The sequence below is a fragment of the Cellulomonas flavigena DSM 20109 genome (assembly GCF_000092865.1).
Lineage (GTDB): Bacteria > Actinomycetota > Actinomycetes > Actinomycetales > Cellulomonadaceae > Cellulomonas > Cellulomonas flavigena.
In genome coordinates, this window is sequence record NC_014151.1 from 1,483,287 (window position 1) to 1,506,621 (window position 23,335).

The 23,335-nt window shown below is 76.0% G+C and carries 20 protein-coding genes and 2 tRNA genes; 12 read left to right on the forward strand and 10 right to left on the reverse strand.

What is annotated here, in order from left to right:
* Positions 1-14: 14 nt before the first annotated feature.
* On the forward strand, positions 15-1,547 hold the full coding sequence (locus CFLA_RS06730) for a dihydrolipoyl dehydrogenase family protein (protein WP_052302810.1): 1,533 nt from the start codon (positions 15-17) through the stop codon (positions 1,545-1,547).
* A gap of 26 nt (positions 1,548-1,573) precedes the next feature.
* Here the strand turns inward: CFLA_RS06730 and CFLA_RS06735 are convergent, their stop codons facing one another.
* From CFLA_RS06735 to CFLA_RS06745, 3 genes are read right to left on the reverse strand one after another with little or no spacing between them, the layout of a single operon-like run.
* Positions 1,574-2,587 carry a glycine betaine ABC transporter substrate-binding protein gene (locus CFLA_RS06735; RefSeq protein ID WP_013116570.1) on the reverse strand — a complete coding sequence of 338 codons (1,014 nt, stop codon included), beginning with the start codon at positions 2,585-2,587 and terminating at the stop codon, positions 1,574-1,576.
* A gap of 33 nt (positions 2,588-2,620) precedes the next feature.
* Positions 2,621-3,388, reverse strand: a complete 768-nt coding sequence (locus tag CFLA_RS06740; protein ID WP_013116571.1) for an ABC transporter permease — start codon at positions 3,386-3,388, stop codon at positions 2,621-2,623.
* A complete protein-coding gene (locus CFLA_RS06745; protein WP_013116572.1) occupies positions 3,376-4,113 on the reverse strand; it encodes an ABC transporter permease in 738 nt (245 codons plus the stop codon). Before CFLA_RS06745 ends, CFLA_RS06740 begins: the two co-directional genes overlap by 13 nt.
* An 85-nt stretch (positions 4,114-4,198) precedes the next feature.
* Here CFLA_RS06745 and CFLA_RS06750 point away from each other — a divergent pair, with 85 nt between their 5' ends.
* The 3 genes from CFLA_RS06750 (at position 4,199) to CFLA_RS06760 (ending at position 6,556) form a co-directional block, all read left to right on the forward strand.
* The gene (locus CFLA_RS06750; RefSeq protein ID WP_245530314.1) at positions 4,199-5,341 is read left to right on the forward strand and encodes an ABC transporter ATP-binding protein; all 1,143 of its coding nucleotides are present in this window, start codon (positions 4,199-4,201) and stop codon (positions 5,339-5,341) included.
* Between the two features lie 87 nt (positions 5,342-5,428).
* Positions 5,429-6,352, forward strand: coding sequence for an ATP-grasp domain-containing protein (locus CFLA_RS06755; RefSeq protein ID WP_043600064.1), 924 nt, complete (start codon positions 5,429-5,431; stop codon positions 6,350-6,352).
* A gap of 127 nt (positions 6,353-6,479) precedes the next feature.
* A tRNA-His gene (locus CFLA_RS06760) sits at positions 6,480-6,556 on the forward strand.
* Between the two features lie 105 nt (positions 6,557-6,661).
* Here the strand turns inward: CFLA_RS06760 and orn are convergent.
* Genes orn through CFLA_RS06775 form a run of 3 tightly spaced genes read right to left on the reverse strand, consistent with a single transcriptional unit; the run spans position 6,662 to position 7,937 of the window.
* Positions 6,662-7,351 carry an oligoribonuclease gene (gene orn, locus CFLA_RS06765; protein WP_013116575.1) on the reverse strand — a complete coding sequence of 230 codons (690 nt, stop codon included), beginning with the start codon at positions 7,349-7,351 and terminating at the stop codon, positions 6,662-6,664.
* Positions 7,352-7,376: 25 nt separating this feature from the next.
* Positions 7,377-7,682, reverse strand: coding sequence for a hypothetical protein (locus CFLA_RS06770; RefSeq protein ID WP_013116576.1), 306 nt, complete (start codon positions 7,680-7,682; stop codon positions 7,377-7,379).
* A 54-nt stretch (positions 7,683-7,736) separates the two neighbouring features.
* On the reverse strand, positions 7,737-7,937 hold the full coding sequence (locus tag CFLA_RS06775) for a hypothetical protein (RefSeq protein WP_013116577.1): 201 nt from the start codon (positions 7,935-7,937) through the stop codon (positions 7,737-7,739).
* 185 nt (positions 7,938-8,122) lie between these two features.
* Here CFLA_RS06775 and CFLA_RS06780 point away from each other — a divergent pair, with 185 nt between their 5' ends.
* Positions 8,123-9,652 (forward strand): DUF2079 domain-containing protein, encoded by a 1,530-nt coding sequence (locus CFLA_RS06780; RefSeq protein ID WP_013116578.1) that lies wholly within the window; start codon positions 8,123-8,125, stop codon positions 9,650-9,652.
* A 25-nt stretch (positions 9,653-9,677) separates the two neighbouring features.
* Here the strand turns inward: CFLA_RS06780 and CFLA_RS06785 are convergent, their stop codons facing one another.
* The 3 genes from CFLA_RS06785 to CFLA_RS06795 all read right to left on the reverse strand — a co-directional run bounded on the left by CFLA_RS06785 (position 9,678) and on the right by CFLA_RS06795 (position 11,285).
* Positions 9,678-10,487 carry an NUDIX hydrolase gene (locus CFLA_RS06785; RefSeq protein WP_013116579.1) on the reverse strand — a complete coding sequence of 270 codons (810 nt, stop codon included), beginning with the start codon at positions 10,485-10,487 and terminating at the stop codon, positions 9,678-9,680.
* On the reverse strand, positions 10,484-11,083 hold the full coding sequence (locus CFLA_RS06790; RefSeq protein WP_013116580.1) for an isochorismatase family protein: 600 nt from the start codon (positions 11,081-11,083) through the stop codon (positions 10,484-10,486). The genes CFLA_RS06785 and CFLA_RS06790 overlap by 4 nt, the downstream gene beginning before the upstream one ends.
* Before the next feature lie 129 nt (positions 11,084-11,212).
* Positions 11,213-11,285, reverse strand: a tRNA-Arg gene (locus CFLA_RS06795).
* A gap of 129 nt (positions 11,286-11,414) precedes the next feature.
* On the opposite strand from CFLA_RS06795, the gene CFLA_RS06800 reads away from it, so the two are divergent.
* The 7 genes from CFLA_RS06800 to CFLA_RS06830 all read left to right on the forward strand — a co-directional run bounded on the left by CFLA_RS06800 (position 11,415) and on the right by CFLA_RS06830 (position 21,657).
* Positions 11,415-13,115, forward strand: a complete 1,701-nt coding sequence (locus CFLA_RS06800) for a dynamin family protein (protein ID WP_013116581.1) — start codon at positions 11,415-11,417, stop codon at positions 13,113-13,115.
* Positions 13,112-14,686, forward strand: coding sequence for a GTPase (locus CFLA_RS06805; RefSeq protein ID WP_013116582.1), 1,575 nt, complete (start codon positions 13,112-13,114; stop codon positions 14,684-14,686). The genes CFLA_RS06800 and CFLA_RS06805 overlap by 4 nt, the downstream gene beginning before the upstream one ends.
* A gap of 175 nt (positions 14,687-14,861) precedes the next feature.
* On the forward strand, positions 14,862-15,425 hold the full coding sequence (locus CFLA_RS18960) for a single-stranded DNA-binding protein (protein ID WP_013116583.1): 564 nt from the start codon (positions 14,862-14,864) through the stop codon (positions 15,423-15,425).
* A 148-nt stretch (positions 15,426-15,573) separates the two neighbouring features.
* Positions 15,574-17,256 (forward strand): energy-dependent translational throttle protein EttA, encoded by a 1,683-nt coding sequence (ettA, locus tag CFLA_RS06815; protein ID WP_013116584.1) that lies wholly within the window; start codon positions 15,574-15,576, stop codon positions 17,254-17,256.
* Positions 17,257-17,413: 157 nt separating this feature from the next.
* On the forward strand, positions 17,414-19,417 hold the full coding sequence (locus CFLA_RS06820) for a dynamin family protein (RefSeq protein WP_013116585.1): 2,004 nt from the start codon (positions 17,414-17,416) through the stop codon (positions 19,415-19,417).
* The gene (locus tag CFLA_RS06825; RefSeq protein WP_013116586.1) at positions 19,414-21,042 is read left to right on the forward strand and encodes a GTPase; all 1,629 of its coding nucleotides are present in this window, start codon (positions 19,414-19,416) and stop codon (positions 21,040-21,042) included. The genes CFLA_RS06820 and CFLA_RS06825 overlap by 4 nt, the downstream gene beginning before the upstream one ends.
* A 120-nt stretch (positions 21,043-21,162) precedes the next feature.
* On the forward strand, positions 21,163-21,657 hold the full coding sequence (locus tag CFLA_RS06830) for an acyl-CoA thioesterase (protein ID WP_013116587.1): 495 nt from the start codon (positions 21,163-21,165) through the stop codon (positions 21,655-21,657).
* On the opposite strand, the gene CFLA_RS06835 is transcribed toward CFLA_RS06830, so the two are convergent.
* Positions 21,638-23,329, reverse strand: coding sequence for an SDR family oxidoreductase (locus tag CFLA_RS06835; RefSeq protein WP_013116588.1), 1,692 nt, complete (start codon positions 23,327-23,329; stop codon positions 21,638-21,640). The genes CFLA_RS06830 and CFLA_RS06835 overlap by 20 nt on opposite strands.
* Between the last annotated feature and the right edge of the window lie 6 nt (positions 23,330-23,335).

Here is a 23,335-nt window from a genome sequence, read left to right on the forward strand (position 1 = left end):
CGCGTCGCGCCACGATGGTGCGACGGGGACGGGACGGAGGGGTCGTGGCGGACGACGTGAGCGAGTTCGACGTGGTGGTCCTGGGAGCCGGGGCCGTGGGGGAGAACGCAGCCGACCGCGCCTCCCGCACCGGGCTGCAGGTCGCGGTCGTCGAGCCGGAGCTCGTCGGGGGCGAGTGCTCGTACTGGGCGTGCATGCCGTCCAAGGCGTTGCTGCGCCCCGGGGACGTCCTCGCGGCGGTGCGCGCGGTCGCCGGGGCGGACGGCGCGGTGACCGGTGACCTCGACCCGGCCGCGGTGCTCGCCCACCGCGACGAGGTCGCGGCGCACTGGGACGACGCGGAGCAGGTCGCGTGGGTCGAGGGGGCCGGCCTGACGCTGCTGCGTGGTCACGCCCGGTTCACCGGGCCGCGCGCCCTCGTCGTCGAGGGCGCCGACGGCGGCGTGCGCGCCGTGCGGGCGCGGCACGCCGTCGTCGTGGCGACCGGCTCCGAGGCGGTCGTGCCCGAGGTGCTGGCGGGCGTCCGAGCGTGGACGAGCCGCGAGGCCACGTCCGCGCACCGCGTGCCGCCGCGCCTCGCGGTCGTCGGCGGTGGGGTGGTCGCCACCGAGATGGCGACGGCGTTCGCCGACCTCGGCAGCGACGTGACCGTGCTCGTGCGCGGTGAGCGGCTGCTCCCCGCGGCGGAGTCGTTCGCGGGCGAGGCGGTCGCACGGGCGCTCGTCGCGCGCGGCGTGCGCGTTGCGTTCGGTGCGTCGGTGACGTCGGCGGTCCGCGACGGCGACGAGGTGCACCTGGACGTCGCCCACCGCTCCGGCCCGCGCGACGAGCGCGTCGAGCGGCTCACGGTCGACGAGGTGCTCGTGGCGACCGGCCGGCGTGCCGCGACCGCCGACCTCGGGCTCGAGACCCTCGGCCTGGTGCCGGGTGCGCCGCTCGCCGTGGACGACCGGTTGCAGGTGACGGCGCTCGACGGCGGCTGGTTGTTCGCCGCGGGCGACGTCACCGGCCGCACCGCGACCACCCACCAGGGCAAGTACGACGCGCGCGTCGTGGGAGACGTGATCGCCGCGCGCTTCGACCCGCGTGCCGCGGGCACCGCCGACGGTCCCGACGCGCCACGACGTCCGTCACGCGCGGCGGAGGCCGCCGCGACGCCGTGGTCCCGGTACCGCGCGACCGCCGACGAGGCCGCGGTGCCGCAGGTGGTCTTCACGCGCCCGCAGGTGGCGTGGGTCGGCCGGACCGAGGCGCAGGCGCGCGACGCGAACCTGGACGTCGGGGTGCTCGGCTACGAGCTCGGCGACCTCGCGGCCGCGACCGTGACCGCCGGCGGGTACGAGGGACGTGCCCAGGTCGTCGTCGACCGCGCCCGGGACGTCCTCGTGGGCGCCACGTTCGTGGGGTCGGACGTGGCCGACATGCTGCACGCGGCCACCGTCGCGGTCGTCGGCGAGGTGCCGCTGTCACGCCTCTGGCACGCCGTCCCGTCGTACCCGACGCTCAGCGAGGTGTGGCTGAGGCTGCTGGAGGCCGACGGTCGCTGAGCGGACGGGCGCTCGAGCCGAGCGGGTCAGCCCCGCGGCGCGAGCGACCCGTCCGACGACGTCACGAGGCCCACGGCGGCGTCACCCTGGCGCACGGCCTGCCCGATGAGCGCGAAGTCGTAGGACTTGAACTCGCCGACGGACAGTCCGTACGTCTCCTCGAGACCGATCTGGCAGAACGGTCGCTCGGGGCACTCCGGCGGCCCCGCGAGCACGACGCCACCGCAGCTCGCGGCGAGGTCCGACAGCGTCTCGAGACCGTGCTCGGCCGCGAACTCCGCCGTCACGGCGAACGCGTTCTGGTCCTGCGCCTCCGACGGGGCGCCCACGACCAGGCCCGACTCCGCCGCCAGCGGTGTGAGCGCGGCCACGGTCTCGTCGACGTCGCTCGACGCCACCGGCGGCGCGTCCGCACCGTTGACCTGGCCGTTGAGGAACGTCGCGAGGGTCGCGGCGTACTCGGGGACGACCGCGACCTCGCCGGACTGCAGCGCGGGCAGGTACGTCTCTCTCGCGCCGATCGTCCGGGCCTCGGTAGCGAAGCCCGCGCTGCGCAGCACGGCGGCGTAGATCTCGGCGAGCGTGATGCTCTCGGAGAAGTTGGCGGCGCCGACGGTCAGGGTCGTGCCCGCACCGGCCGTCGCGTCCGTCGCGGCGAGCGACTTCTCGGCCACGAAATCCTGCGCGACCTCGGCCGACGTCCTGCGCTCGACGTCGACCGCGCGGTTGAGCTCGATGAGCCGGTCGGTGTCGAGCGCGGCCGACACGGCGTCGAGGAGCTCGAGCACCGTCGGGTGCTCTGCCGCGACCTGCGCGTTGACGGCGGGGAGCACGTTGTCGGCGTTCTGCAGGCCCTTGTCGTCCTCGAGCACCACGAGCGTCTCGCCCGCGACCGGCGCGCACGCGGGCGGTCCGCCCGCGGCGCTCGTCGGCTCGGTCTCGGCCTGGCCACCGCCCGAGCCGGGCGTGCCGCACGCCCCGAGGGTGAGCACCACGGCGGCGAGGACGCCGAGCGAGCGGGTGCGCGTGCTGGTGCGCATGCAGGTCTCCTGTCGCAGAGCGCGGGCGGACGGTCAGGGGGACGTCCGGGGATCATTCGATCCGCCGCCGGCGCCCACGGCAACCGGAGCGGGCGCGGTGCCCGGGCGCGCTGCGCGCCGGTCACGGGCGCCCCGACGCTGCGCGCGCAACCCCGGGGGTGTCAGGGCGCGTTCGAGCACCGCCAGGACCCCCTCGACCAGGAGGCACAGCCCGGCCACCAGGATGCCGCCGGCCAGCGCCTTGCCGTAGCGCTGGGTCGCGAACCCGCTCACCACCACGGTGCCCAGGCTCGTGCCGCCGACGAGCGCCGCGAGCGGCACCGTCGCGAGCACCTGGACCGCGCCGGTCCGGATGCCCGCGGCGACCAGGGGGAGGGCCAGCGGCACCTCGACGGTCCACAGCACGCGGGCCCCCGACATGCCGAGGCCTCGCGCCGCGTCGCGCGCGTCGGCGTCGACCCCGGCGACACCGGTCACGGCGTTCGCGAGGACCGGTGGGACCGCGAACACGGCGCAGGCCAGGGCGGTCGCCGTGCTGCCGAACCACCCGGCCGCGGCGAGCAGGGTGAGCAGCGCCAGCGTGGGCAGCGCGCGCGTGGTGTTGGCGACGACGACACCCAGCGTGGCGCCGCGGCCGCGGTGCCCGAGCCACAGCCCGACGGGCAGCGCGGCGACGAGCGCGAGACCGACGGCGGCCGCCGACACCGCCAGGTGCGTGCGGGTCAGGGCGAGCACGCCCTGCCGGCCCGTCCAGTTCAGGGGGTCGTTGAGCCAGAGGAAGGCCTCGGTCAGGACGCCCACGCGACCTCCTCACGCGCGTCGGACGGCGCGGGCCCCCGGCGCCGCCTGCCGGCCGAGGCGCGGCTCCACGGCGTCAGCGCCCGACCGAGGGCGACCAGGACGAGGTCCGCGACGAGCGCGAGCAGGAGGCACAGCACGGTGGCCGTCATGACCTCCGCGTGGTAGTTGCTGCGGAAGCCGCGGAACATCAGCTGCCCCAGCCCGCCGTACCCGACCACCACACCGACCGTCACCAGTGCCACGGTGCTCACGGTCGCCAGGCGCATCCCGGTGACGACGGCCGGCACCGCCTGCGGCAGCTCGACGCCCAGCAGCAGGCGCCAGCGTCCGTAGCCCATGCCGCGTGCGGCGTCGCGCACCGCGGGGTCCACCGACTGCAGCCCCACGAGCACGTTGCGGACGAGCACGAGGAGCGCATACACCACGAGGCCCACGAGCACGGTGGTCCGCCCGATGCCCGTCACGGGCGCGAGGACCGCGAACAGGGCCAGCGACGGGACCGTGTAGAGCACGCCGGTGGTCGCCAGGACCGGCGCGGCCAGGCGCGGACGCGCGTGCGCGAGCGCCGCGAGCGGCAGGGCGACCACGAGCGCGATCAGCACGGCCTGCACCGTCAGCGACGCGTGCTGCTGCGTGTACCGCAGCACGTCGGACCCGTTGCGCTCGAGGTAGTCCCACGAGAACCACGGGTTGGCGGCGGCCGCGAGGACCGGACCGGACGGCATGCGCCGAACCTACTGACGTGCACCGACACGCGCGCGGTGAGCTCCGGCGCGCGCACGTCGGTGGCGGCCGCTAGCGTCGCTGCCCGTGACGAGGTCAGCACCCGCCGTGCCCGGCGCTGCCGGGGTCGAGGACGCCGCGGCGATCCGCTTCGAGGCGGTGCGCAAGGAGTACGCGGGAGCGGTCGCCGTCGACGACCTCACGCTCGCGGTCCGGGCGCACGAGCTGCTCGTGCTCGTGGGGCCGTCGGGCTGCGGCAAGTCCACGACCCTGCGGATGGCGAACCGGCTGGTCGAGCCGACGTCCGGGCGCATCGTGCTGGGCGACGAGGACGTGACCGACGTCGACCCCGTCGCGCTGCGCCGCCGCATCGGCTACGTCATCCAGAACGTCGGGCTCTTCCCGCACCGCACCGTCGCGCAGAACGTCGGCACCGTCCCCGGGCTGCTCGGGTGGGACCGGCGCCGCACGCGCGCCCGCGTCCTGGAGCTGCTCGAGCTCGTGGGGCTCGACCCCGACCGGTACGCGCGGCGTTGGCCGCACGAGCTGTCGGGCGGCGAGCGGCAGCGCGTCGGTGTGGCGCGCGCTCTCGCGACGGACCCGCCCGTGCTGCTCATGGACGAGCCGTTCGGCGCGGTCGACCCCGTGGGGCGTGCCCGCCTGCAGCAGGAGTTCGCGCGGCTGCAGCGGGAGCTCGGCACGACCGTGATGATGGTGACGCACGACGTGGACGAGGCGGTGCGGATGGCGGACCGCGTGGTCGTGCTCAGCCGCGGTGCGCGCGTCGAGCAGCTCGCGCACCCCCTGGAGGTCGTGGCGCGCCCGGCGTCGGACCAGGTCGCGGACCTCGTCGGCCGCGGCCGCACCGCGCGGCTCCTGGCGCTCGGCCGGCTGGAGCCCGAGGACCTCGAGCCCCGGCACGACGCGCCCGCGCGGGCCGCCACGCCAGGCGACGGTGCGCCGGGCGACGCTGCGCCGGGCGACGGTGCGCCGGGCGACGGTGCGCCGGGCGACGCTGCGCCGGGCGACGGTGCGCCCCGCGGCGGTGCCGTGCGTCTGGGTGCCGAGCTGGGGGACGTCGTGGAGGCCCTCACCGCCGTCGCCGCCGGGCACGACGGGGCGCGCCTCGCGGTCCTCGACGACGCGGGCCGGCCGGTCGGGACGGCCACGGGCGACAGCGTCGTGCGCGCGCTGCGCCGGCTGACCGCGGCGGGCCGGGGCACCGACTGACGTCGGGCGACGCCCGACGCCGGGACGTCGCCGGGACGTCACACGACCGGAGCACGCTCGTCACACGCGCTGGGTACAGTGCAGGACGTGAGCGAACCGACCGCACGCCTTGCCCTCGCCACGTGCGCCCAGCTTCCCGAGCTCGACGCCGACGACCTCCCGCTGCGGGCGGCGCTGCACGAGCGCGGCGTCCCCACCGACGTGGTGGTGTGGGACGACCCGACCGTCGACTGGTCGGCGTACTCGCGCGTCCTCATCCGCTCGACGTGGGACTACACCGACCGGCCCACCCAGTTCTCCGACTGGACGCGGCGCGTCGAGCGCACCTCCACGCTGCTCAACCCCGCGGACGTCGTCGCGTGGAACATCGACAAGACGTACCTGCGGGACCTCGAGCAGCGCGGCATCCCGATCGTCCCGACGATCTGGCTCGACCCGGAGCGCAACCTCGACGCCCGCGCGATCCACACGCGGTTCCCGGCGTTCGGCGACTTCGTCATCAAGCCCACGGTCAGCGCGGGCTCGCGCGACACCGGCCGGTACGACGCGGGCGAGACCCCGTCCCGCTCGCTGGCCATCACGCACGCCAAGAACCTGCTCGCGGTCGGTCGCCGCGTCATGCTGCAGCGCTACCTCACGCAGGTCGACACCCAGGGCGAGAGCGCGCTGGTCTACGTCGACGGCGAGTTCAGCCACGCCGTGCGCAAGGAGCCGCTGCTCGAAGGGCCGTACCGGGCGGGGGAGACCGAGGGCGTGATGTTCCGCGAGCGCGTGCTCGCCGCGGGCGAGCCGACCGAGCGGGAGCGCGCGCTGGGGGACCTGGTGGTCGCCGAGCTCGGCAAGGTGTTCCCCGACCGCGCGCCGCTGCTGTACACGCGTGTCGACCTCATCCCGGACGACGAGGGTCAGCCGGTCGTCCTGGAGGTCGAGCTCGCCGAGCCTGCGCTGTTCTTCGAGCCCAGTCCCGGGGCCGTCGAGCGGTTCGCGGACGCCGTCGTCGCGCGGCTGTGACGCGTCTCGCACGCTGCGCCGCGCAGCGCGGCGGTCATGGGTGACGAAGCTCGCCGTCGCACCCGCTACACTCGTCGTCGGCCCGCTGCTCGCAGCGGTGCTGGTGCCCCGCATCGTGGGCACCGCGGTGGCTATAGCTCAGCCTGGTAGAGCACCTGGTTGTGGTCCAGGGGGTCGCGGGTTCAAGTCCCGTTAGCCACCCCAGCAGTCGCAGGGCGTCGACCTCGGTCGGCGCCCTGCGGCGTTCCCCGGGCCCGTGCCGCGGTCCGCGCCGTTCCGCGCGCCCCGGTGCGAGGCGCGCGGGGACGCTCAGGCGCCCGGCAGGAGCCCGCGCTTGACGCTCGTCGCGGCGACCTGGGCGGCGACCCTGCGCGCGTGCGCCGAGTCCGGACCCGGCGCGGCAGGCAGCAGCGCGGCCCGGTAGTAGCGCAGCTCGTCGATGCTCTCGAGGATGTCGGCCAGCGCGCGGTGGCCACCGTTCTTCTCCGGGGCGGCGAAGTACACGCGCGGGTACCAGCGGCGTGCGAGCTCCTTGATCGACGACACGTCGATGATCCGGTAGTGCAGGTGCCCGACGAGGCCGGGCATGTGGCGGTCGAGGAAGGCCTTGTCGGTACCGACCGAGTTGCCTGCCAGCGGGGCCTTGCCGACGTCCGGCACCCACGTGCGCACGTACTCCAGCACCTGCGCCTCGGCCTCCTCGAGCGTCACGCCGTGCTCGAGCTCGGGCAGCAACCCGGAGGTCGTGTGCATCGACCGGACGAAGTCGTTCATCTGCGCGAGCGCCTCGGCCGGCGGCGCGATGACGACGTCGACCCCGTCGCCCAGGACGTTGAGCTCGGAGTCGGTGACGACGGCGGCGACCTCGACGAGGGCGTCGTGCACGAGGTCGAGCCCGGTCATCTCGCAGTCCACCCACACGATGCGGTCGTTGCTCGCGTGCGCGCCGTGCGCGGGTGCGGGGGAGGTGGTCGGTGCGTCGTCGGCGGTGCTGGTCACGGCGACAGACTAGGACGCGTGCGCGTCATCGGCCGTCGCGGGCCGTGGGGCGGCGCGTCCCCGGCTCGTCGTGCGGTGGCGGCGGCGTCGGGTCGGGCAACGGTGGCAGCGTCGCGGCGAGCGCCGTCGCGACGACCACCACGAAGGCCGCAGCGGCGCCCAGCGCACGCGACGCCTGCCACGAGGTGCCGGCCCAGAGCGTCGCCCCCAGGACCACGCCGCCGGCCAGCGCGCCGAGCGCCAGGCGGCCCAGCCAGCGCAGGGCCGCCCGGGCGACGCGGGCGTACCACGGGGCGGGCGGGACCGCGGCGCGGCCGTCGTGCCGCCCCATCACGTGGGACGCCCGCCCACGGCGGGTGCGCGGTGGGCGGGCGTGGGCACGGGCTCATGGTGCCACGGGTGGGGCCGTGGGCAGCCAGGTGTCGGTGACGCGGATGCCGGACCGACGGTCCGGCGGGTCCGGCGGCCGACGCCGGGCACGGGTGCGACGGGCCGCGGCCGGCGTGCCGGTGCGCTGCTGCGTCGAGCGGCGCAGCAGCGCGGCCTGGTCGCGGCGGTGCGCCTCGTACGTGCTCAGGGGATGCATGTCGTCTCCTCGAGGGCATGACGAGGACACCCCCGGACGGGGTGTGCTCGTGGTGGGTGGGCAGATCCAGGGCACCAGAACCGGTCCCGCCGTGTCACGACATTTCCGGGCGTCGGGACGGCGTGGCAGGATGCCAGGCGTCCATCGGTGGTCGCCGCGCCGCCGCCCGCGCCGCTGGAGGTCCCGTGTCGTCCCGAGAGCCCGTACCCGTCGCCGACGTGGCCGAGGACGACGCGACGTCCCGCCCGGAGCCGGACGAGGTTCCCGCCGCCGACGTGACGCCGACTCCCGACGAGCCGACGGCCGCGGCCGCGGACGTCGCGCTCGTCGAGCGTCCGGCGTGGCGCGAGCGCGCCCGCGGCGCCGCGCGCACCTGGGCGCTGCCCTCGGCCGTCGGTCTGCTGGTCGCCGTCGTCTACACCGTCTACTCCCTGGCGCAGTGGCGCGCGTTCGTCGTGCGGTCGTGGGACCTGGGGATCTTCACGCAGCTCGCGTCGCGCTACGCGAGCCTCGAGACGCCGATCGTCCACATCAAGGGGCCCGAGTACCACCTGCTGGGCGACCACTTCCACCCGCTGCTCGTGCTGCTGGGCCCCGTGTATGCCCTCGCGCCGTCGGCGTTCACGCTGCTCGTGCTGCAGAACGTGCTGTTCGGGCTGGCGGCGGCGGTGGTCACGCGGGCGGCGGTGCCGCTGCTCGGGCGCGTCACGGGGGCGCTCGTCGGGGTGGCGTTCGGGCTGAGCTGGGGGCTGCAGTACGCCGTCGAGGCGCAGTTCCACGAGATCGCGTTCGCCGTGCCGCTGCTGGCGATCGCGTTGTCGGGCGTCCTGCGCGAGCGGTGGCGGGACGCCCTGGTGGCCGGTGCGCTGCTCGCGCTGGTGAAGGAGGACCTGGGGCTGACGACGGCCGTGCTCGGCGGCGTGCTGGCGTGGCGCGCGCGGCGGCTGTCCTATCTGTGGCTGTCGGCGTGGGGTGTCGCGGCGTTCCTCCTGGCGACCCGCGTCGTGCTGCCGCTGCTCAACCCCGACGGGGAGTGGGCGTACGGCTCCCGGCTCGACGTGGGGGCCGCGCTGGCGGACCCGTTGGCGCTGTACGCGCCGGCCAAGGCGTACACGCTGTGGTTGCTGGTGGTCGTCACCGGCGCGATCGCGCTGCGCTCGCCGTTCGTGCTCGTCGCGGCGCCGACGCTGGGCTGGCGCTTCCTGTCGGCCGAGCCCGGCTACTGGGAGCCGACCTGGCACTACAGCGCCGTGCTGCTGCCGATCGCGTTCGTCGCGATGCTCGACGGCGTCGACCGTGCGCGACGCGGTCGGGTGCGCTGGCTGCGGCGCTACTCCCGGTACGCGCCCGTGGTCGGCCTGACGGCCACGCTCATGCTGATGTCGCAGCTGCCGCTGTGGCAGCTGACCAACCCCGGCCAGCACTTCGCAGCGACACGCACGCAGGCGGCGCGGGCCACGCTCGCCGCCGTCCCGGACGGCGCGGTCGTCGAGACGGACGTCGGCCTCATGTCGTACCTCGTCGACCGTACGGACGTGTACTACCTGGGCAACCAGAACCCCGTGCCGGAGTACCTGCTCATCGACCGTTACTCCGGCGGGACGCCCGCCGAGTGGGGCGACGTGCTGCAGGTCGCGCAGCTGCTGCACCCGGGCGTGCCGTTCGAGGTCGTGCACGTGCAGGACGGCTACGAGCTCGCCCGGCACACCGGTTGACGCGTCCTCCCCGCCCGCCCGTGGCTCAGCGCGGCACGCCGTCCCGGCGCAGCGCCCGCGCGTCCGCGGGGCGCAGCATCGGAGGGTGCAGCGTCACGACACCGTCGGTGCGGGCCTCGAAGAGCGCGGCGGGCCGGCCGCGGCCCTGCGGTGCCCGCAGCTCACCCGTCGGTGCCGGTCGGACGAGGCCGGTCGTCTGCTGCACCCAGCGGCGGAAGTTCGAGCGGTCCAGGCGCACCCCCCACACCGCCTCGTAGACGTGCTGCAGCTCGCCGAGCGTGAACGTCGGTGGGCAGAACGCTGTCGCGAGCGACGTGTACTCGATCTTCGCCGCGACGCGGTCGAACGCCGCAGCGAGGATCTGCGCGTGGTCGAACGCGAGCGCGGGCGCGTCGTCGACGGGGTCGTCGTGGTGGCCGCCGCGCAGTCCCGGCAGCTCGAGGTCGTCGACGTCCCACCAGCGGGCGCGTCGCGCGTCGGACCCGGCCTGCGGGTCCGGCAGGTGGGGCGCGAACGCGACGTGCGCCACCGAGACCACGCGCATCCGCGGGTCGCGGCCGGGCGCGCCCCACGTGCCGAGCTGCTCGAGGTGCCAGTCGGTGCGCGTCAGGCCGGTCTCCTCGGCGAGCTCGCGCCACGCCGCGTCGGCGACGTCCTCGTCGATCCCCACGAACCCGCCGGGGAGCGCCCACGCGCCGGCGTACGGGTCCTCGGCCCGCTCGACGAGGAGCACCTTGAGCCCGCCGTCGCGCACCGTGAAGACCGCGAGGTCGACGGTGAGGGCGAACGGTGGGTAGTCCGCCGGGTCGTAGCCCTCGGGTGCGGTGGCGCTCATCGCGACTCCTCGAGACGGATCCGCTGCGCGGTGAGGTCGGTGAGGGCCCTGACGGCCGTGGGTGCGGAGACGGCGGCCGTCAGGTCGGTGAGGACGGTGACGACCGTCGCGCCCGCGCGCCGCGCGTCGGTCGCGGTGGCGGCCACGCAGAAGTCGGTGGCGATGCCGACGACGTCCACGCACGCGATGTCCCGGGCGTGCAGCAGCGCGCCGAGCTGCGCAGGCCCGTCGGCGTCGACGACGCGGCCCTGGAAACCCGAGTAGTCCTGCCGCGACTCGCCCTTGACGACGTGCACGGTGCGCTCGGGAAGCACCAGGTCCGGGTGGTATTCCGCACCGGGGGTGCCGGCGACGCAGTGCACGGGCCACGTGGTGACGTAGTCGGGCTCGGTGCCCGGCGCGGCGAAGTGGCCGTCGTTGGTGTCGGGCAGGGGAGCGTGCCAGTCGCGCGTCGCGACGATCGTGTCGTACTCGGCACCGTGGCGGCGCAGGTAGTCGCTGATGCGCGCGGCGACGGCCGCTCCGCCGGCGACGGCGAGGGACCCGCCCTCGCAGAAGTCGTTCTGGACGTCGACGACGACGAGGGCGCTCTTCATGGTGCGGCTCCGATCCCGGTGACCCGTCGATACGGGTTTATGGTCATCGCGACCATTGTGGAGCTCGGTGCGGCCGGTGTCCAGTCGTCGATGGTCGATCTGACCATCCTGGTGTGGCGCGACGATCGGCGCCCCCGGCAGGACTCGAACCTGCAACCTACGGATTAGAAGGCCGTTGCTCTATCCATTGAGCTACGGGGGCTGGTGCGGCCCAGCGTAGTGGCGCGCACGGCCCACGGCGCTGCCCCGAGGGGCTGCGGAGGGCACACCGCTGACCTGTCACCCGCGCGCCGCGTTTGGCCTGGTCAGGTGTCGCACCGACAATGGGACCGTGAGCGCGCAGCCCGGGACCGTCCCTGCGCAGACGTCAGAGCCTGCGCCGGGAGCCGTCGCCGAGCCCGCGACGGCCCCGCAGATCCTCGCGCGCCCGCTCGCGCAGACGTCCCTGCTCGACGCCGTGCGGGACCTGCGGCGCGACGTCGACGCCACGTCGTTCCCGCTCGAGATCCCCGGGGTCGGCGACGCGCGGGCGTCGCGCGCACGACTCGTCGACCAGCTCGACGAGCACCTCGTGCCCCGCCTGACGGAGCTGTCCGCGCCGGCGGTGGTCGTCGTGGCCGGGTCCACGGGTGCCGGCAAGTCGACGCTCGTGAACTCCCTGGTCGGGCGTGAGGTGACCGCGGCCGGCGTGCTGCGACCGACGACGCGCGAGCCCGTCCTCGTGCACCACCCGCTGGACACGGACCTGCTGTCCCACCACCCCGTGCTCGACGAGGTCGACGCCGTCGCGGTCGACACCGTGCCGCGGGGCATCGCGATCCTCGACGCACCCGACCTCGACTCCGTCCTCGACTCCAACCGCGACACCGCGCACCGTCTGCTCGAGGCGGCCGACCTGTGGCTCTTCGTCACGACCGCGTCGCGCTACGGGGACGCGCTGCCGTGGCAGGTGCTCCGCTCGGCCGTCGAACGCAGCACGTCCGTCGCGATGGTGCTCAACCGCGTGCCCGCCGCCTCGCTGCCCACCGTGCGCGGCGACCTGCTCGAGCGGCTGCGTGCCCACGGCCTGGCGGGATCCCCGCTCTTCGTCATCCCCGACGTGGGTCCGCACTCCGGCCCGCTGGCCGGCCCCGTCGTGGCGCCCGTCCTGCGCTGGCTCACCACGCTGGCCGGCCCGGACCGGGCCCGCACGGTCGTCGCCCGCACGCTGCGCGGCTCGCTCGCCGCACTGCGCCCGTGGGTCGACGAGCTCGCGGAGGCCGTGCAGGACCAGGCCGACGCCGCGGCACGGATCTCCCGCACGCTGGACGAGGCAACCGCCGCACCGGGCGACGCCGCCGCCCGGACGGTGCGCTCGGGAGCTGTCGCCGACGGCGCCGTGCGCGCCCGCTGGGCCGAGCTCGTCGCCAAGGGAGCACCGTTCGCGCGCCTCGTCGGCCGGTCGGGACGCGTCCGCGGCTCCTCGCGCACCGCACGCGCCCGCGCGGCCGCGGTCGCGCCCCTCATGTCGGACCTGACCGAGTCCACGGCGTCGGTGCTCACGGCGGTCGGGCTGCGCGCGGGCGCCGCGCTGCGCGCGTCGCTCACCGGGCCGCAGGCACCGCCCGGCGGGGACTCGGTCCTCGCGCGCTGGCCCGACGGCGAGGCGTCGCGCGGGGCGGCCGCCGAGCGCGCCGCCCGTGCGTGGTCGGGAGAGGGTGCGCGGCACGTCCGGGTGCTGCTCGCCGGGAGCGGCGCGGACGCCCGTCGCCGGGCGCAGGTGAGCAGGGCCGTGGGGGAGGAAGGGCTGACCGCCCTCGTCCTCGCCGCGGCCGCCGGCGTCGACGAGGCGGCCGCGGCCGCCCGCACGCTGCTGGGCGACCCCGCCGACGAGGTCGTCACCGCGTTGCGCGACGACCTCGCGCGGCGCGCGCGCACGCAGGTGGACCTCGAGCGCACCATCGCCGAGCGCACGCTCGACGACCCCGACCTCGCGGCGGACGCGTCGTCGCGCCTGCGTCTGCGACTCGCCGTCCTCAAGGGGCTGACGTGAGCGACGACCCGACGAGCACCACGACCGTCCCCGTCGCCCCCGGGGCGGACGGGCGCACGCACGAGGTCCCGGTCGTGCCCGATGCCGCACCCGCCGGCGCGGTGCGTGGTGCCACGACCGCCGCGCTCGTCGAGCGGGTCGACGCCCTCGACGGTGCGCTCGCCGTGGGCGGCACCCGGTTCGACGCGGACGTCGTCACGCGCGTGGGCGGCACGATCGACCGCGTCCGGGAACGGCTCGCCCTCGGCGTGGACCACACCGTCGTCGCGCTCGCCGGCGGCACCGGGTCGGGCAAGTCCAGCCTGTTCAACGCCGTCAGCCGGCTGCAGTTCGCGGACGTGGGCGTGCGGCGTCCGACGACCTCGCGCGTGACCGCGTGCGTGTGGGGCGCCGACGGGGGTCCGCTGCTCGACTGGATCGGCGTCGACCCCGAGCACCGCATCGAGCGCGAGAGCCTCCTCGACGGGGACAGCGAGGCGTCGCTGCGGGGCCTGGTGCTGCTCGACCTGCCCGACCACGACTCGATCGCGCCCGAGCACCGTGAGGTCGTCGACCGCGTGCTGCCGCAGGTCGACCTCCTGGTGTGGGTCGTCGACCCCCAGAAGTACGCCGACGACGCGCTGCACTCGGGCTACCTGCGCCGCATGACGGGTCGCGACGCCTCCATGCTGCTCGTGCTCAACCAGGTCGACACCGTGCCGCCGGAGGTGCGCGGCGACCTCGTGGCGGACGTGCGGCGCCTGCTGGTCGAGGACGGTCTGCCCGACGTGCAGGTTCACGAGGTGTCGGCCACGACCGGCGACGGGGTGGCCGGGCTGCGCGACGCTCTCGCGGACGCCGTCGCGCGCCGCTCCGTGGCCGCGGTCCACGCCGATGCCGAGATCGCCGACGCCGCGCGGCTGGTCCGGGCGCAGGTCGCGCCGCGCGAGCCTGCGCCGAGCTCGCTGGCGGTCGGCGTCGTCGTCGACCGGTTGTCGGCGGCGGCAGGGCTGACGGCGGTGGGCGACGCCGTCGCGGCGGCCGTGCGCGGGGGAGCCGGTGAGCCGCCACGCCTGGGGGAGGTGCACGCCGACGGTGTGGGACTGGCGCGCGCGTCGTGGCTCTCGAGCGTGACCCAGGGCCTGCCGAGGCCGTGGGCGGAGGACCTGCGCTCGCGCGTGGCGACGACGGCCGAGCTGCGGCTCGCCGTGACGAGCGCGCTCGCGCACGTGCCGCTCGCGGCGCGCCGCTCGCGCGCCGCGACCACGTCGCTCGTGCTCGCGGCCGTGGCAGGGCTCGCCGGGTTGGTCGGCGCGGGGCTGCTCCTGGCCGAGCGCCTCGGGGCTGACGTCCCGTGGCAGCCGCCGACCGGTGCCGTCGCCGGCGTGCTGGCCCTCAGCGTGCTGCTCCTCGGGGTCGCGACGCTCGTGCGGCGTCGCGCCGCCTCACGGCGCCGGGCGAAGGTCGTGGCCGACGGACGGGCGGCGATCGAGTCGGCCGCACGCAGCCGGCTGCTCACGCCGACGCAGGACGTGCTGGCCGAGCACCGGCACGCGCGTGAGCTCGCGTCGCGGGCGCTCGGCGAGGACTGACGCCTGCGCCGCTCGTCCCCGGGGGACGCACCGGGGCCTCGAGCCGACCACAGCCCCGCCGTGCGAGGTCCTCGTCCACCGATCTGCCGCGACGCGGCCGCGGCGCGGCCCGCGCGACCCACGATGGCTGCTCGACGCCCCGCGACCGCGGGGCCACGGCAGACAGGGGACCACCATGGGAACGCACACGCAGGACGTGACGGTCGTCGGATGGGTCGGGTCCGACCTGCGGACCTATCACCTCGACGGCATCGGCGGGGTGCCGTACACCCAGTTCCGGCTCGCGTCGACGCGCCGCGTGCTCGACCGCAGCACGGGCGCCTTCCGCGACGGGCCGACGCTGTGGTTCACCGTCAAGGCGTGGCGCGCCACGGCCGTGAACCTCGCGGACTCCCTCGCCAAGGGGGATCCCGTCGTGGTCGTCGGGCGGCTCGGGCAGTCCGAGTGGGTCGCGCAGGACGGCTCGCCGCGTTCCGAGCTGGTGCTCGAGGCGCTGTCGGTGGGGCACGACCTGAGCTTCGGGCGCACGCAGTTCCGCCGGGCCCTCAGCGGGCCGCGGCGCGCGCGCGAGGACCAGCCGGAGGCGCCGACCCGTGACGCTGCGTTCACCGACGACCCGTGGGCGTCCGCCCAGGATCTCCCGCCGGGCGAGGAGCCGCCGGTCGACGAGTCGGACGTCGTGGAGGAGGAGCTCGCCGAGCTCGCGGTGGCCGGGCCGACGACCGCCGGACGCGGGTGATCGCCTAGGCTGGTGGACCGGTACCCGGCGCCCGACGACCGGGCGGTGCCGCGCGACCCTCGCCAACGCACCGCTCGTGCGCCCCGGGGGCGCGCGAGCCCGGTCCCGCGGCACCACCAGACACCTACGAGGAGCGGACGAGCACGCAGTGGCTGAGTTCATCTACACCATGTACAAGGCGCGCAAGGCGCACGGCGACAAGGTCATCCTCGACGACGTCTCCCTGAACTTCCTGCCCGGCGCCAAGATCGGCGTCGTCGGCCCCAACGGCGCCGGCAAGTCGACGATCCTCAAGATCATGGCGGGGCTCGACCAGCCGTCGAACGGCGAGGCGCGGCTCTCGCCCGGCTACACCGTCGGCATCCTGCAGCAGGAGCCGCCGCTCAACGAGGAGAAGACGGTCCTCGGCAACGTCGAGGAGGGCGTCGCCGAGATCAAGGGCAAGCTCGACCGCTACAACGAGATCTCCGCGCTCATGGCGGACCCCGACGCGGACTTCGACGCGCTCCTGGCCGAGATGGGCCAGCTGCAGGAGGCCATCGACGCGGCCGACGCGTGGGACCTCGACGCCCAGCTCGAGCAGGCGATGGACGCGCTGCGCTGCCCGCCGCCGGACGCGGACGTGTCCGTGCTCTCCGGTGGTGAGCGCCGCCGCGTGGCGCTGTGCAAGCTGCTCCTCGAGAAGCCCGACCTGCTGCTGCTCGACGAGCCCACCAACCACCTCGACGCCGAGTCCGTCCTCTGGCTCGAGCAGCACCTGCAGCAGTACCCCGGCGCGATCCTCGCGGTCACGCACGACCGGTACTTCCTCGACCACGTCGCCGAGTGGATCTGCGAGGTCGACCGCGGCCGCCTCTACCCGTACGAGGGGAACTACTCGACGTACCTGGAGAAGAAGCAGGAGCGTCTCAACGTCCAGGGGAAGAAGGACGCCAAGCTCGCCAAGCGCCTCAAGGAGGAGCTGGAGTGGGTGCGGCAGAACGCCAAGGGCCGTCAGACCAAGTCCAAGGCCCGTCTGGCCCGCTACGAGGAGATGGCCGCCGAGGCCGAGCGCACGCGCAAGCTCGACTTCGAGGAGATCCAGATCCCGCCGGGTCCGCGCCTGGGCAACGTGGTGATCGAGGCCGCGAACCTGCGCAAGGGCTTCGGTGACCGCGTGCTCATCGACGACCTGAGCTTCACGCTGCCGCGCAACGGCATCGTCGGCGTCATCGGCCCGAACGGCGTCGGCAAGACGACCCTGTTCAAGACGATCGTGGGCCTGGAGCCGCTCGACGCGGGCGACCTCAAGGTCGGCGAGACGGTCTCGATCTCGTACGTCGACCAGTCCCGTGGCGGCATCGACCCCAAGAAGACGCTGTGGGAGGTCGTGTCCGACGGGCTCGACTTCATCAAGGTCGGCAACGTCGAGATGCCGTCGCGCGCGTACGTCGCGGCGTTCGGCTTCAAGGGCCCGGACCAGCAGAAGCCCGCGGGCGTGCTGTCCGGAGGTGAGCGCAACCGTCTGAACCTCGCGCTGACGCTCAAGCAGGGGGGCAACCTGCTGCTCCTCGACGAGCCCACCAACGACCTCGACGTCGAGACCCTCGGCTCGCTCGAGAACGCGCTCCTGGAGTTCCCCGGCTGCGCCGTCGTCGTCTCCCACGACCGGTGGTTCCTCGACCGTGTCGCGACGCACATCCTCGCCTACGAGGGCACCGAGGAGAACCCGGCGGCCTGGTACTGGTTCGAGGGCAACTTCGCCTCCTACGAGGAGAACAAGGTGCAGCGCCTGGGCGCCGATGCCGCCCGCCCGCACCGCGTCACCTACCGCAAGCTCCGCCGCGACTGACGCACCCGGCACCACCGCGAGGGCCCGGACGAGACACCTCGTCCGGGCCCTCGCGCACCGGAACGAGAGTCGGCTCGCCTGCGTGGCCGGCCCCGGCCGGGCACCCCCGCGACGCCCCCGGGGGGTGAGGTGGGGGACGGTCGGGCAGACTGGCGGCATGACGGAGCCCGAGGTCAGCGCCGCGGCGCCGCGCGACGCGGTCGGCGGCGTGGCGGACGCTGACGACGGGGCTGCAGCGGCCGGTCTGCTCGGGGCGCTCGAGCGGCTGCACGTGCGACTCGCGGCGCTCGAGCTCCCGCTGGAGGCGCCCGGCGCCGAGACCGCACGGGAGGGCCGCGACGCCGCCCTCGCGCAGCTCGACGGGTACCTGCTGCCGCGGTTGCGCGCACGGTCGGCGCCCCTGCTGGTTGTCGTCGGCGGGTCGACCGGAGCGGGCAAGTCCACGCTCGTGAACTCCCTGCTCGGGGCCGAGGTCTCCGTCCCGGGCGTGCTGCGCCCCACGACCCGGGCGCCGGTTCTCGTGCACCACCCGCTGGACGAGCGCTGGTACTCCACCGACCGCGTGCTGCCCGGCCTCGCCCGTCTGACGGGCACCCCGCCCGGGCGCACGTCCACGGTCCCGGACGTGCCGCCCGGCGGGCCCACGCCCACCACCGAGCCGGCCGACCCCGCACGTGCGCTGCGGCTCGTCGCGTCCGACGCGCTGCCGCGGGGTCTGGCCCTGCTCGACGCGCCCGACGTCGACTCGGTCGACGTCGGCAACCGGCGGCTGGCCGCGCAGTTGCTCGACGCCGCCGACCTGTGGCTGTTCGTCACCACGGCGGCCCGGTACGCCGACGCCGTGCCGTGGGACCTGCTGCTGCGCGCGGCGCAGCGGCACGCGCAGGTCGCGCTCGTCGTCGACCGCGTCGACCCGGGCACCGAGGAGGTCGCGGACGACCTGCGCCGGATGATGGACGAGAACGGGCTGCCCGAGGCGCGGCTGTTCGTCGTGCGCGAGTCGACGCTCACCGACGGGCTGCTCCCCGAGACCGCGGTCCGGGAGGTCGCGCGCTGGCTCACCGACCTCGGCGCGGACGCCGGCGCCCGGGAGGCGGTCGCGCTCGCGACGCGTGACGGGGTCGTGCAGGACCTGGCGCGCCGGGCGCGTGAGCTCGCGGACGCGGTCGACGCGCAGGTCGCCACGGACGCGCGGCTGCGGCGGCACGTCGCCACGGCGTACACCGACGCGGCCGCGAGCGTGCGGACGGCGACGTCGGACGGTGCGATGCTCCGCGGTGAGGTGCTCGCCCGCTGGCAGGAGTTCGTCGGCACGGGCGAGCTGCTGCGCTCCGTCGAGCAGGGCGTCGGGCGCGTCCGCGACGCGGTGACGTCGTTCTTCCGCGGGGCCCCGGCGCAGGCGCCGCGCGTGGAGCACGCGATCGCGTCCGGGCTCGGCGCCGTCGTGCTCGACGCGGCCGACACCGCCGCCGAGCGCACGCACGGCGCCTGGCGCGCCGACCCGGCCGGGGCCGCGCTGCTGCGCGGCCTGGACCTGGCGCGCGCGTCCGGCACGCTGCGCGCCGAGGTCGACGCGCAGGTGCGCGGCTGGCAGGCCGACGTGCTGGACCTGGTGCGCGAGCAGGGTGCCGCCCGGCGCGGCACGGCCCGGTACCTGTCGTTCGGCGTCAACGCGGCCGGCCTGAGTCTCATGGTGCTCGCGTTCGCGTCGACGGGCGGACTGACGGGGGTCGAGGTCGGGATCGCCGGCGGGACCGCCGTCGTCGCGCAGAAGCTCCTCGAGGCCGTCTTCGGCGACGACGCCGTCCGGCGGCTGACCGCGCACGCGCGCGAGCGGCTGGACGCGCGGGTGGAGGCGGTGCTCGCGCGCGAGGCGGAGCGGTACACCGCCCAGCTCGACGCGTCGGGCGTGTCCGGCACGGGCGACGACCTGCGGGCGGCGGCGGACGACGTCGACCGGGCGGCGCGGACGGAACGCTCGGCACGACCGGCACCCGCGTCCGGTGGCCGACCGGCACTCGTCGCAGGCCGCACGCTGCGCGGCGCGGACGCGGCACCCGACGGCGGACCTGTGGCCGGCGACCCGGACGCGCGCGGTGGCGACGCACCGCGCGCCGGCTTCTGGCGCCGCCTGCTCGGTCGCGGGCGGGACGACGCATGAGCCTGCGCCTCGAGGAGCGCCTCGCCGCGCTCGACGTCGCGCTCGACGCCGGCGACGGTCGCCTGCCCGGCCCGCTGCTCACCGACGCCCGGGAGGTCGCCGAGCGGGTCCGGGAACGCGCCGGTCTGTCGGCCGAGCACACGGTGGTCGCGCTCGCGGGCGCGACGGGATCCGGCAAGTCGTCGCTGTTCAACGCGCTCGCGGGCGCCGACCTGGCGGCGACAGGGGTGCAGCGACCGACGACGTCGCACCCGCTGGCGGTCGTCGTGGGCGACGACCCGGACGCCGACGGGCCGGCGCGGCTGCTCGACTGGCTCGAGGTGGGCCGGCGGCACACGGTGCCGGCCGGTCCCGTGCCGGCGGCGGGCGGCGCGCCGGGCCCGACGTCGCGCATGAGCGACGGTCTGGTGCTGCTCGACCTGCCGGACCACGACTCCGTGGTCGTCGAGCACCGGGTGCGCGCCGAGCGGCTGGTCGCGCGCGCCGACCTGCTCGTCTGGGTGGTCGACCCCCAGAAGTACGCCGACGGGGCCCTGCACGAGCGCTACCTGCGCCCCTTGGCCGGGCACGACGACGTCGTGGTCCTCGTGCTCAACCAGGCGGACCGGCTCGGCCCGGCGGACGCGGACGCGGTCGTGGCCGACCTGCGGCGGCTCGCTGCCCAGGACGGTCTGGCGCGCGCCCGCGTGCTGGCGGCGTCCGCCCGCACGGGCGCCGGGGTGGACGAGCTGCGGTCGCTGGTCGCCCGCGCCGTCGAGCGGCGCGAGGCACGCAACCAGCGGCTGGGTGCCGACCTGCGTGCCGCGGCGCGCGACCTCGCCGACGCGTGCGGTCCGGTGCCGGCGCGCCGGCGCGGCGCCGCGACGGACACGCTGCTCGACGCGCTCGAGGACGCGGCGGGTGTGCCGACCGTCGTCGCCGCGGTCCGATGCTCCGCCGTGCGACGCGCCGCCGCCCACACGGGGTGGCCCCCGGTCCGGTGGCTCGCGCGGCTGCGTCCCGACCCGCTGCGCCGCCTGCACCTGGCGCCCCGTCCCGCAGCCGAGGCGGACGTCAGCCGCACCTCGTTGCCGCCGGCCGGTGCGGCCCAGCGCGCGAGCGCCGCGACGGCCGTGCGTGACCACGCCGACGCCGTCCTCGCCGGCGCTCCCGACGGCTGGGTGCTCGCCGCACGCCGGCGCCTCGACACCGCCGCGCTGCCGGACGCCCTGGACCACGCCGTCGCCCGCACGCCGCTGCTGCCCGAGCGCGCGGTGTGGTGGTGGCGCGCGCTCGGCGCGCTGCAGTGGCTGCTGCTCGCCGCGGCGGTGGCGGGCGCGCTGTGGCTGGCCGGGCTGGCCGGGCTCGCCTACCTCCAGCTCCCGGACCCGGTGACGCCCGTGTGGGGACCGGCCCCCGCACCCACGGTCCTGCTGGTCGGCGGAGTCGCCGCCGGGTGGCTCGTCGCGCTGGCGGGCGCGATCGCCGGGCGGCTCGGTGCGCGGGCGCGGGCGGGAGCGGCGCGCCGGCGGCTGCGTGCGTCCGTGGCCGAGGTCGCGCAGCGGCTGGTCCTCGCGCCGCTGGCCGCCGAGACCGACGCCCTGGCCGTCTGCCGGGCGCAGGCCGCACGGGCTGCCGGTCGCTGAGCCCGTCCGGGTCGTCGATTTCCGCACCGCGTCCGCGCCGCGCGAGGATGACCCGGGCGCCGCGCCGGCGCCGGGCGAGGATGACCCGGGCGCCGCGCCGGCGCCGGGCGAGGAGGACGCATGGCCAGGATCGTGGTGCCGGTGCAGCTGCGCTGGTCCGACATGGACGCGTACGCGCACGTCAACAACGTCGAGATGCTGCGTCTGCTGGAGGAGGCGCGCATCGAGGTGTTCTGGCGCCATCCCGAGGGCCCCGACGGTGCGGTGCCCGACGGCGGTCGGCCGACCGCGGTGCTCGACGCGGGGCCGGGGGCCCTCACGTCCACGCTCGTGGCACGTCAGGAGATCCAGTACGTCCGGCCGCTGCCGTACCGGCGCGCACCCGTGGTCATCGAGCTGTGGCTCGGGCACCTCGGGGGAGCGAGCCTCGACGTGTGCTACGAGGTGCGCGACGCGCCGTCGGAGGTGGCCGGCTCGGTGGCGTTCGCGGTCGCGACGACGACGATCGTGCTGGTCGACTCCGCGACCGGCGCCCCGCGGCGGCTCACGCCGGAGGAGCGCGCGGTGTGGATGCCCTACCTGGAGGAGCCGGTCGTCATCCGCCGCCGGGCGTGACGCGGGCGCCGGGACGCCCGCGGTCGGACCGTGCACGCTCGGCCCGCTCCGCGGCACGTGCCACGTTGCGCTGCATGCCGCCGAACACCACACCGTGGAACGGGTACACGGCCCACCAGTAGAGCTGGCCGACGAGCCCGTGAGGGTGGAAGAGCGCACGCTGTGCGAACACCACGGGCGCTCGTCGCCACGCGTCGGGGTCCCACGTGCCCGCGTCGTCCGGCCCGGCCGTGCCGTCGGCCGGCTCGACGCGCAGCTCGAGCCACGCCAGCCCGGGCAGCCGCATCTCGGCGCGCAGCCGCAGCAGCCGGCCGGGTTGGAGGTCCTCGACGCGCCAGAAGTCCACGGCGTCGTCGAGCCGCAGCCGCGCGGGGTCGCGGCGTCCACGCCGCAGGCCCGGGCCGCCCACGACGCGGTCGAGCAGGCCCCGGACACGCCACGCCAGCGTCCACGAGTACCAGCCACGCTCACCGCCGACGGCCTCGACGACGCGCCACAGGGCCGCGGGCGACGCGTCGACCTGGACGCGCCGCTCGTCGACGTACAGGGAGCCGCCCGCCCAGTCGGGGTCGGACGGCAGCGGGTCGCTGGGAGCGCCGGGCGGCGCTGCGGACGACCAGCGGGTGCTGACGCTCGCGCCCTGGACGCGAGCCAGCGCGAGCCGTACCGCACGGTCGAACCCGACGAGGCCGTCGGGCGGGTCCGGGACGTGCGCGGCGATGTCGTGCTCGTCGCACACCACCTCGTGCACGAGCGACTCGACGAGGGGGCGTGCGAGCCCGCCCGGCACGGGCGTCACGAGCGAGACCCACAGGCTCGACAGACGCGGCGAGAGCACCGGCACCGCGACGATCAGCCGCCGCGGGAGCCCGGCGATGCGCGCGTACCGCTGCATCATGTCGCGGTACGTGAGCACGTCCGGTCCGCCGACGTCGAACGCCCGCGACACGTCGGGCGGCATCGCGGCGGAGCCGACGAGGTAGCGCAGCACGTCCCGGATCGCGATGGGCTGGATGCGGTTGGCGACCCACCGCGGCACGGTCATGGCGGGCAGTCGCTCGGTGAGGTAGCGCATCATCTCGAACGACGCGGAGCCGGAGCCGAGGATGACGGCGGCCCGCAGCACCGTCGTCGGCACACCCGACGCGAGGAGGATGTCCCCGACCTCGGTGCGTGACGCGAGGTGCGGCGAGAGCTCCTCGCCCTCGGGGTGCAGACCACCGAGGTACACGACACGACCGACGCCGGCCTCGCGCGCGGCCTGGCCGAACACCCGGGCCGTGCGCCGGTCCCGCTCCTCGAACGTGGGACCCGTGCCCAGGGAGTGGATGAGGTAGTACGCGACGTCCGCGCCGGCGAGCGCGGCGCGGATCTGCTCGGGCTCGGCCGCGTCCGCGGCGGCGACCTCGACGTCGTCGTACCACGGGCGCCCCCGCAGCCGCTCGGGGTGGCGCGCGACGGCCCGCACGCGGTACCCGGCGGCGAGCAGCTCGGGCACGAGCCGCCCACCCACGTACCCGGTGACGCCGGTGACGGCCGCGAGCGGGGCGTCGGGGCGCGGGCGCCCGTCGGGACCGGTGCCGGGCACGAGACCGGGAAGCGTGCGGGCCACCGGCTGGGGCGCGAGGTCCGGCTCGGGCGCGGTGACCGGGTCGGTGCGTTCGTCGCTCATCCGGGC

Excerpts from the sequence above, each read along its gene's own strand:
- CFLA_RS06730 (WP_052302810.1), top strand. The coding sequence starts at position 15 with ATGGTGCGACGGGGACGGGACGGAGGGGTCGTGGCGGACGACGTGAGC.
- CFLA_RS06735 (WP_013116570.1), bottom strand. The coding sequence starts at position 2,587 with ATGCGCACCAGCACGCGCACCCGCTCGCTCGGCGTCCTCGCCGCCGTG.
- CFLA_RS06745 (WP_013116572.1), bottom strand. The coding sequence starts at position 4,113 with ATGCCGTCCGGTCCGGTCCTCGCGGCCGCCGCCAACCCGTGGTTCTCG.
- CFLA_RS06770 (WP_013116576.1), bottom strand. The coding sequence starts at position 7,682 with ATGGGGCGGCACGACGGCCGCGCCGCGGTCCCGCCCGCCCCGTGGTAC.
- CFLA_RS06775 (WP_013116577.1), bottom strand. The coding sequence starts at position 7,937 with ATGCATCCCCTGAGCACGTACGAGGCGCACCGCCGCGACCAGGCCGCG.
- CFLA_RS06785 (WP_013116579.1), bottom strand. The coding sequence starts at position 10,487 with ATGAGCGCCACCGCACCCGAGGGCTACGACCCGGCGGACTACCCACCG.
- CFLA_RS06790 (WP_013116580.1), bottom strand. The coding sequence starts at position 11,083 with ATGAAGAGCGCCCTCGTCGTCGTCGACGTCCAGAACGACTTCTGCGAG.
- CFLA_RS18960 (WP_013116583.1), top strand. The coding sequence starts at position 14,862 with ATGGGAACGCACACGCAGGACGTGACGGTCGTCGGATGGGTCGGGTCC.
- CFLA_RS06820 (WP_013116585.1), top strand. The coding sequence starts at position 17,414 with ATGACGGAGCCCGAGGTCAGCGCCGCGGCGCCGCGCGACGCGGTCGGC.
- CFLA_RS06825 (WP_013116586.1), top strand. The coding sequence starts at position 19,414 with ATGAGCCTGCGCCTCGAGGAGCGCCTCGCCGCGCTCGACGTCGCGCTC.
- CFLA_RS06830 (WP_013116587.1), top strand. The coding sequence starts at position 21,163 with ATGGCCAGGATCGTGGTGCCGGTGCAGCTGCGCTGGTCCGACATGGAC.
- CFLA_RS06835 (WP_013116588.1), bottom strand. The coding sequence starts at position 23,329 with ATGAGCGACGAACGCACCGACCCGGTCACCGCGCCCGAGCCGGACCTC.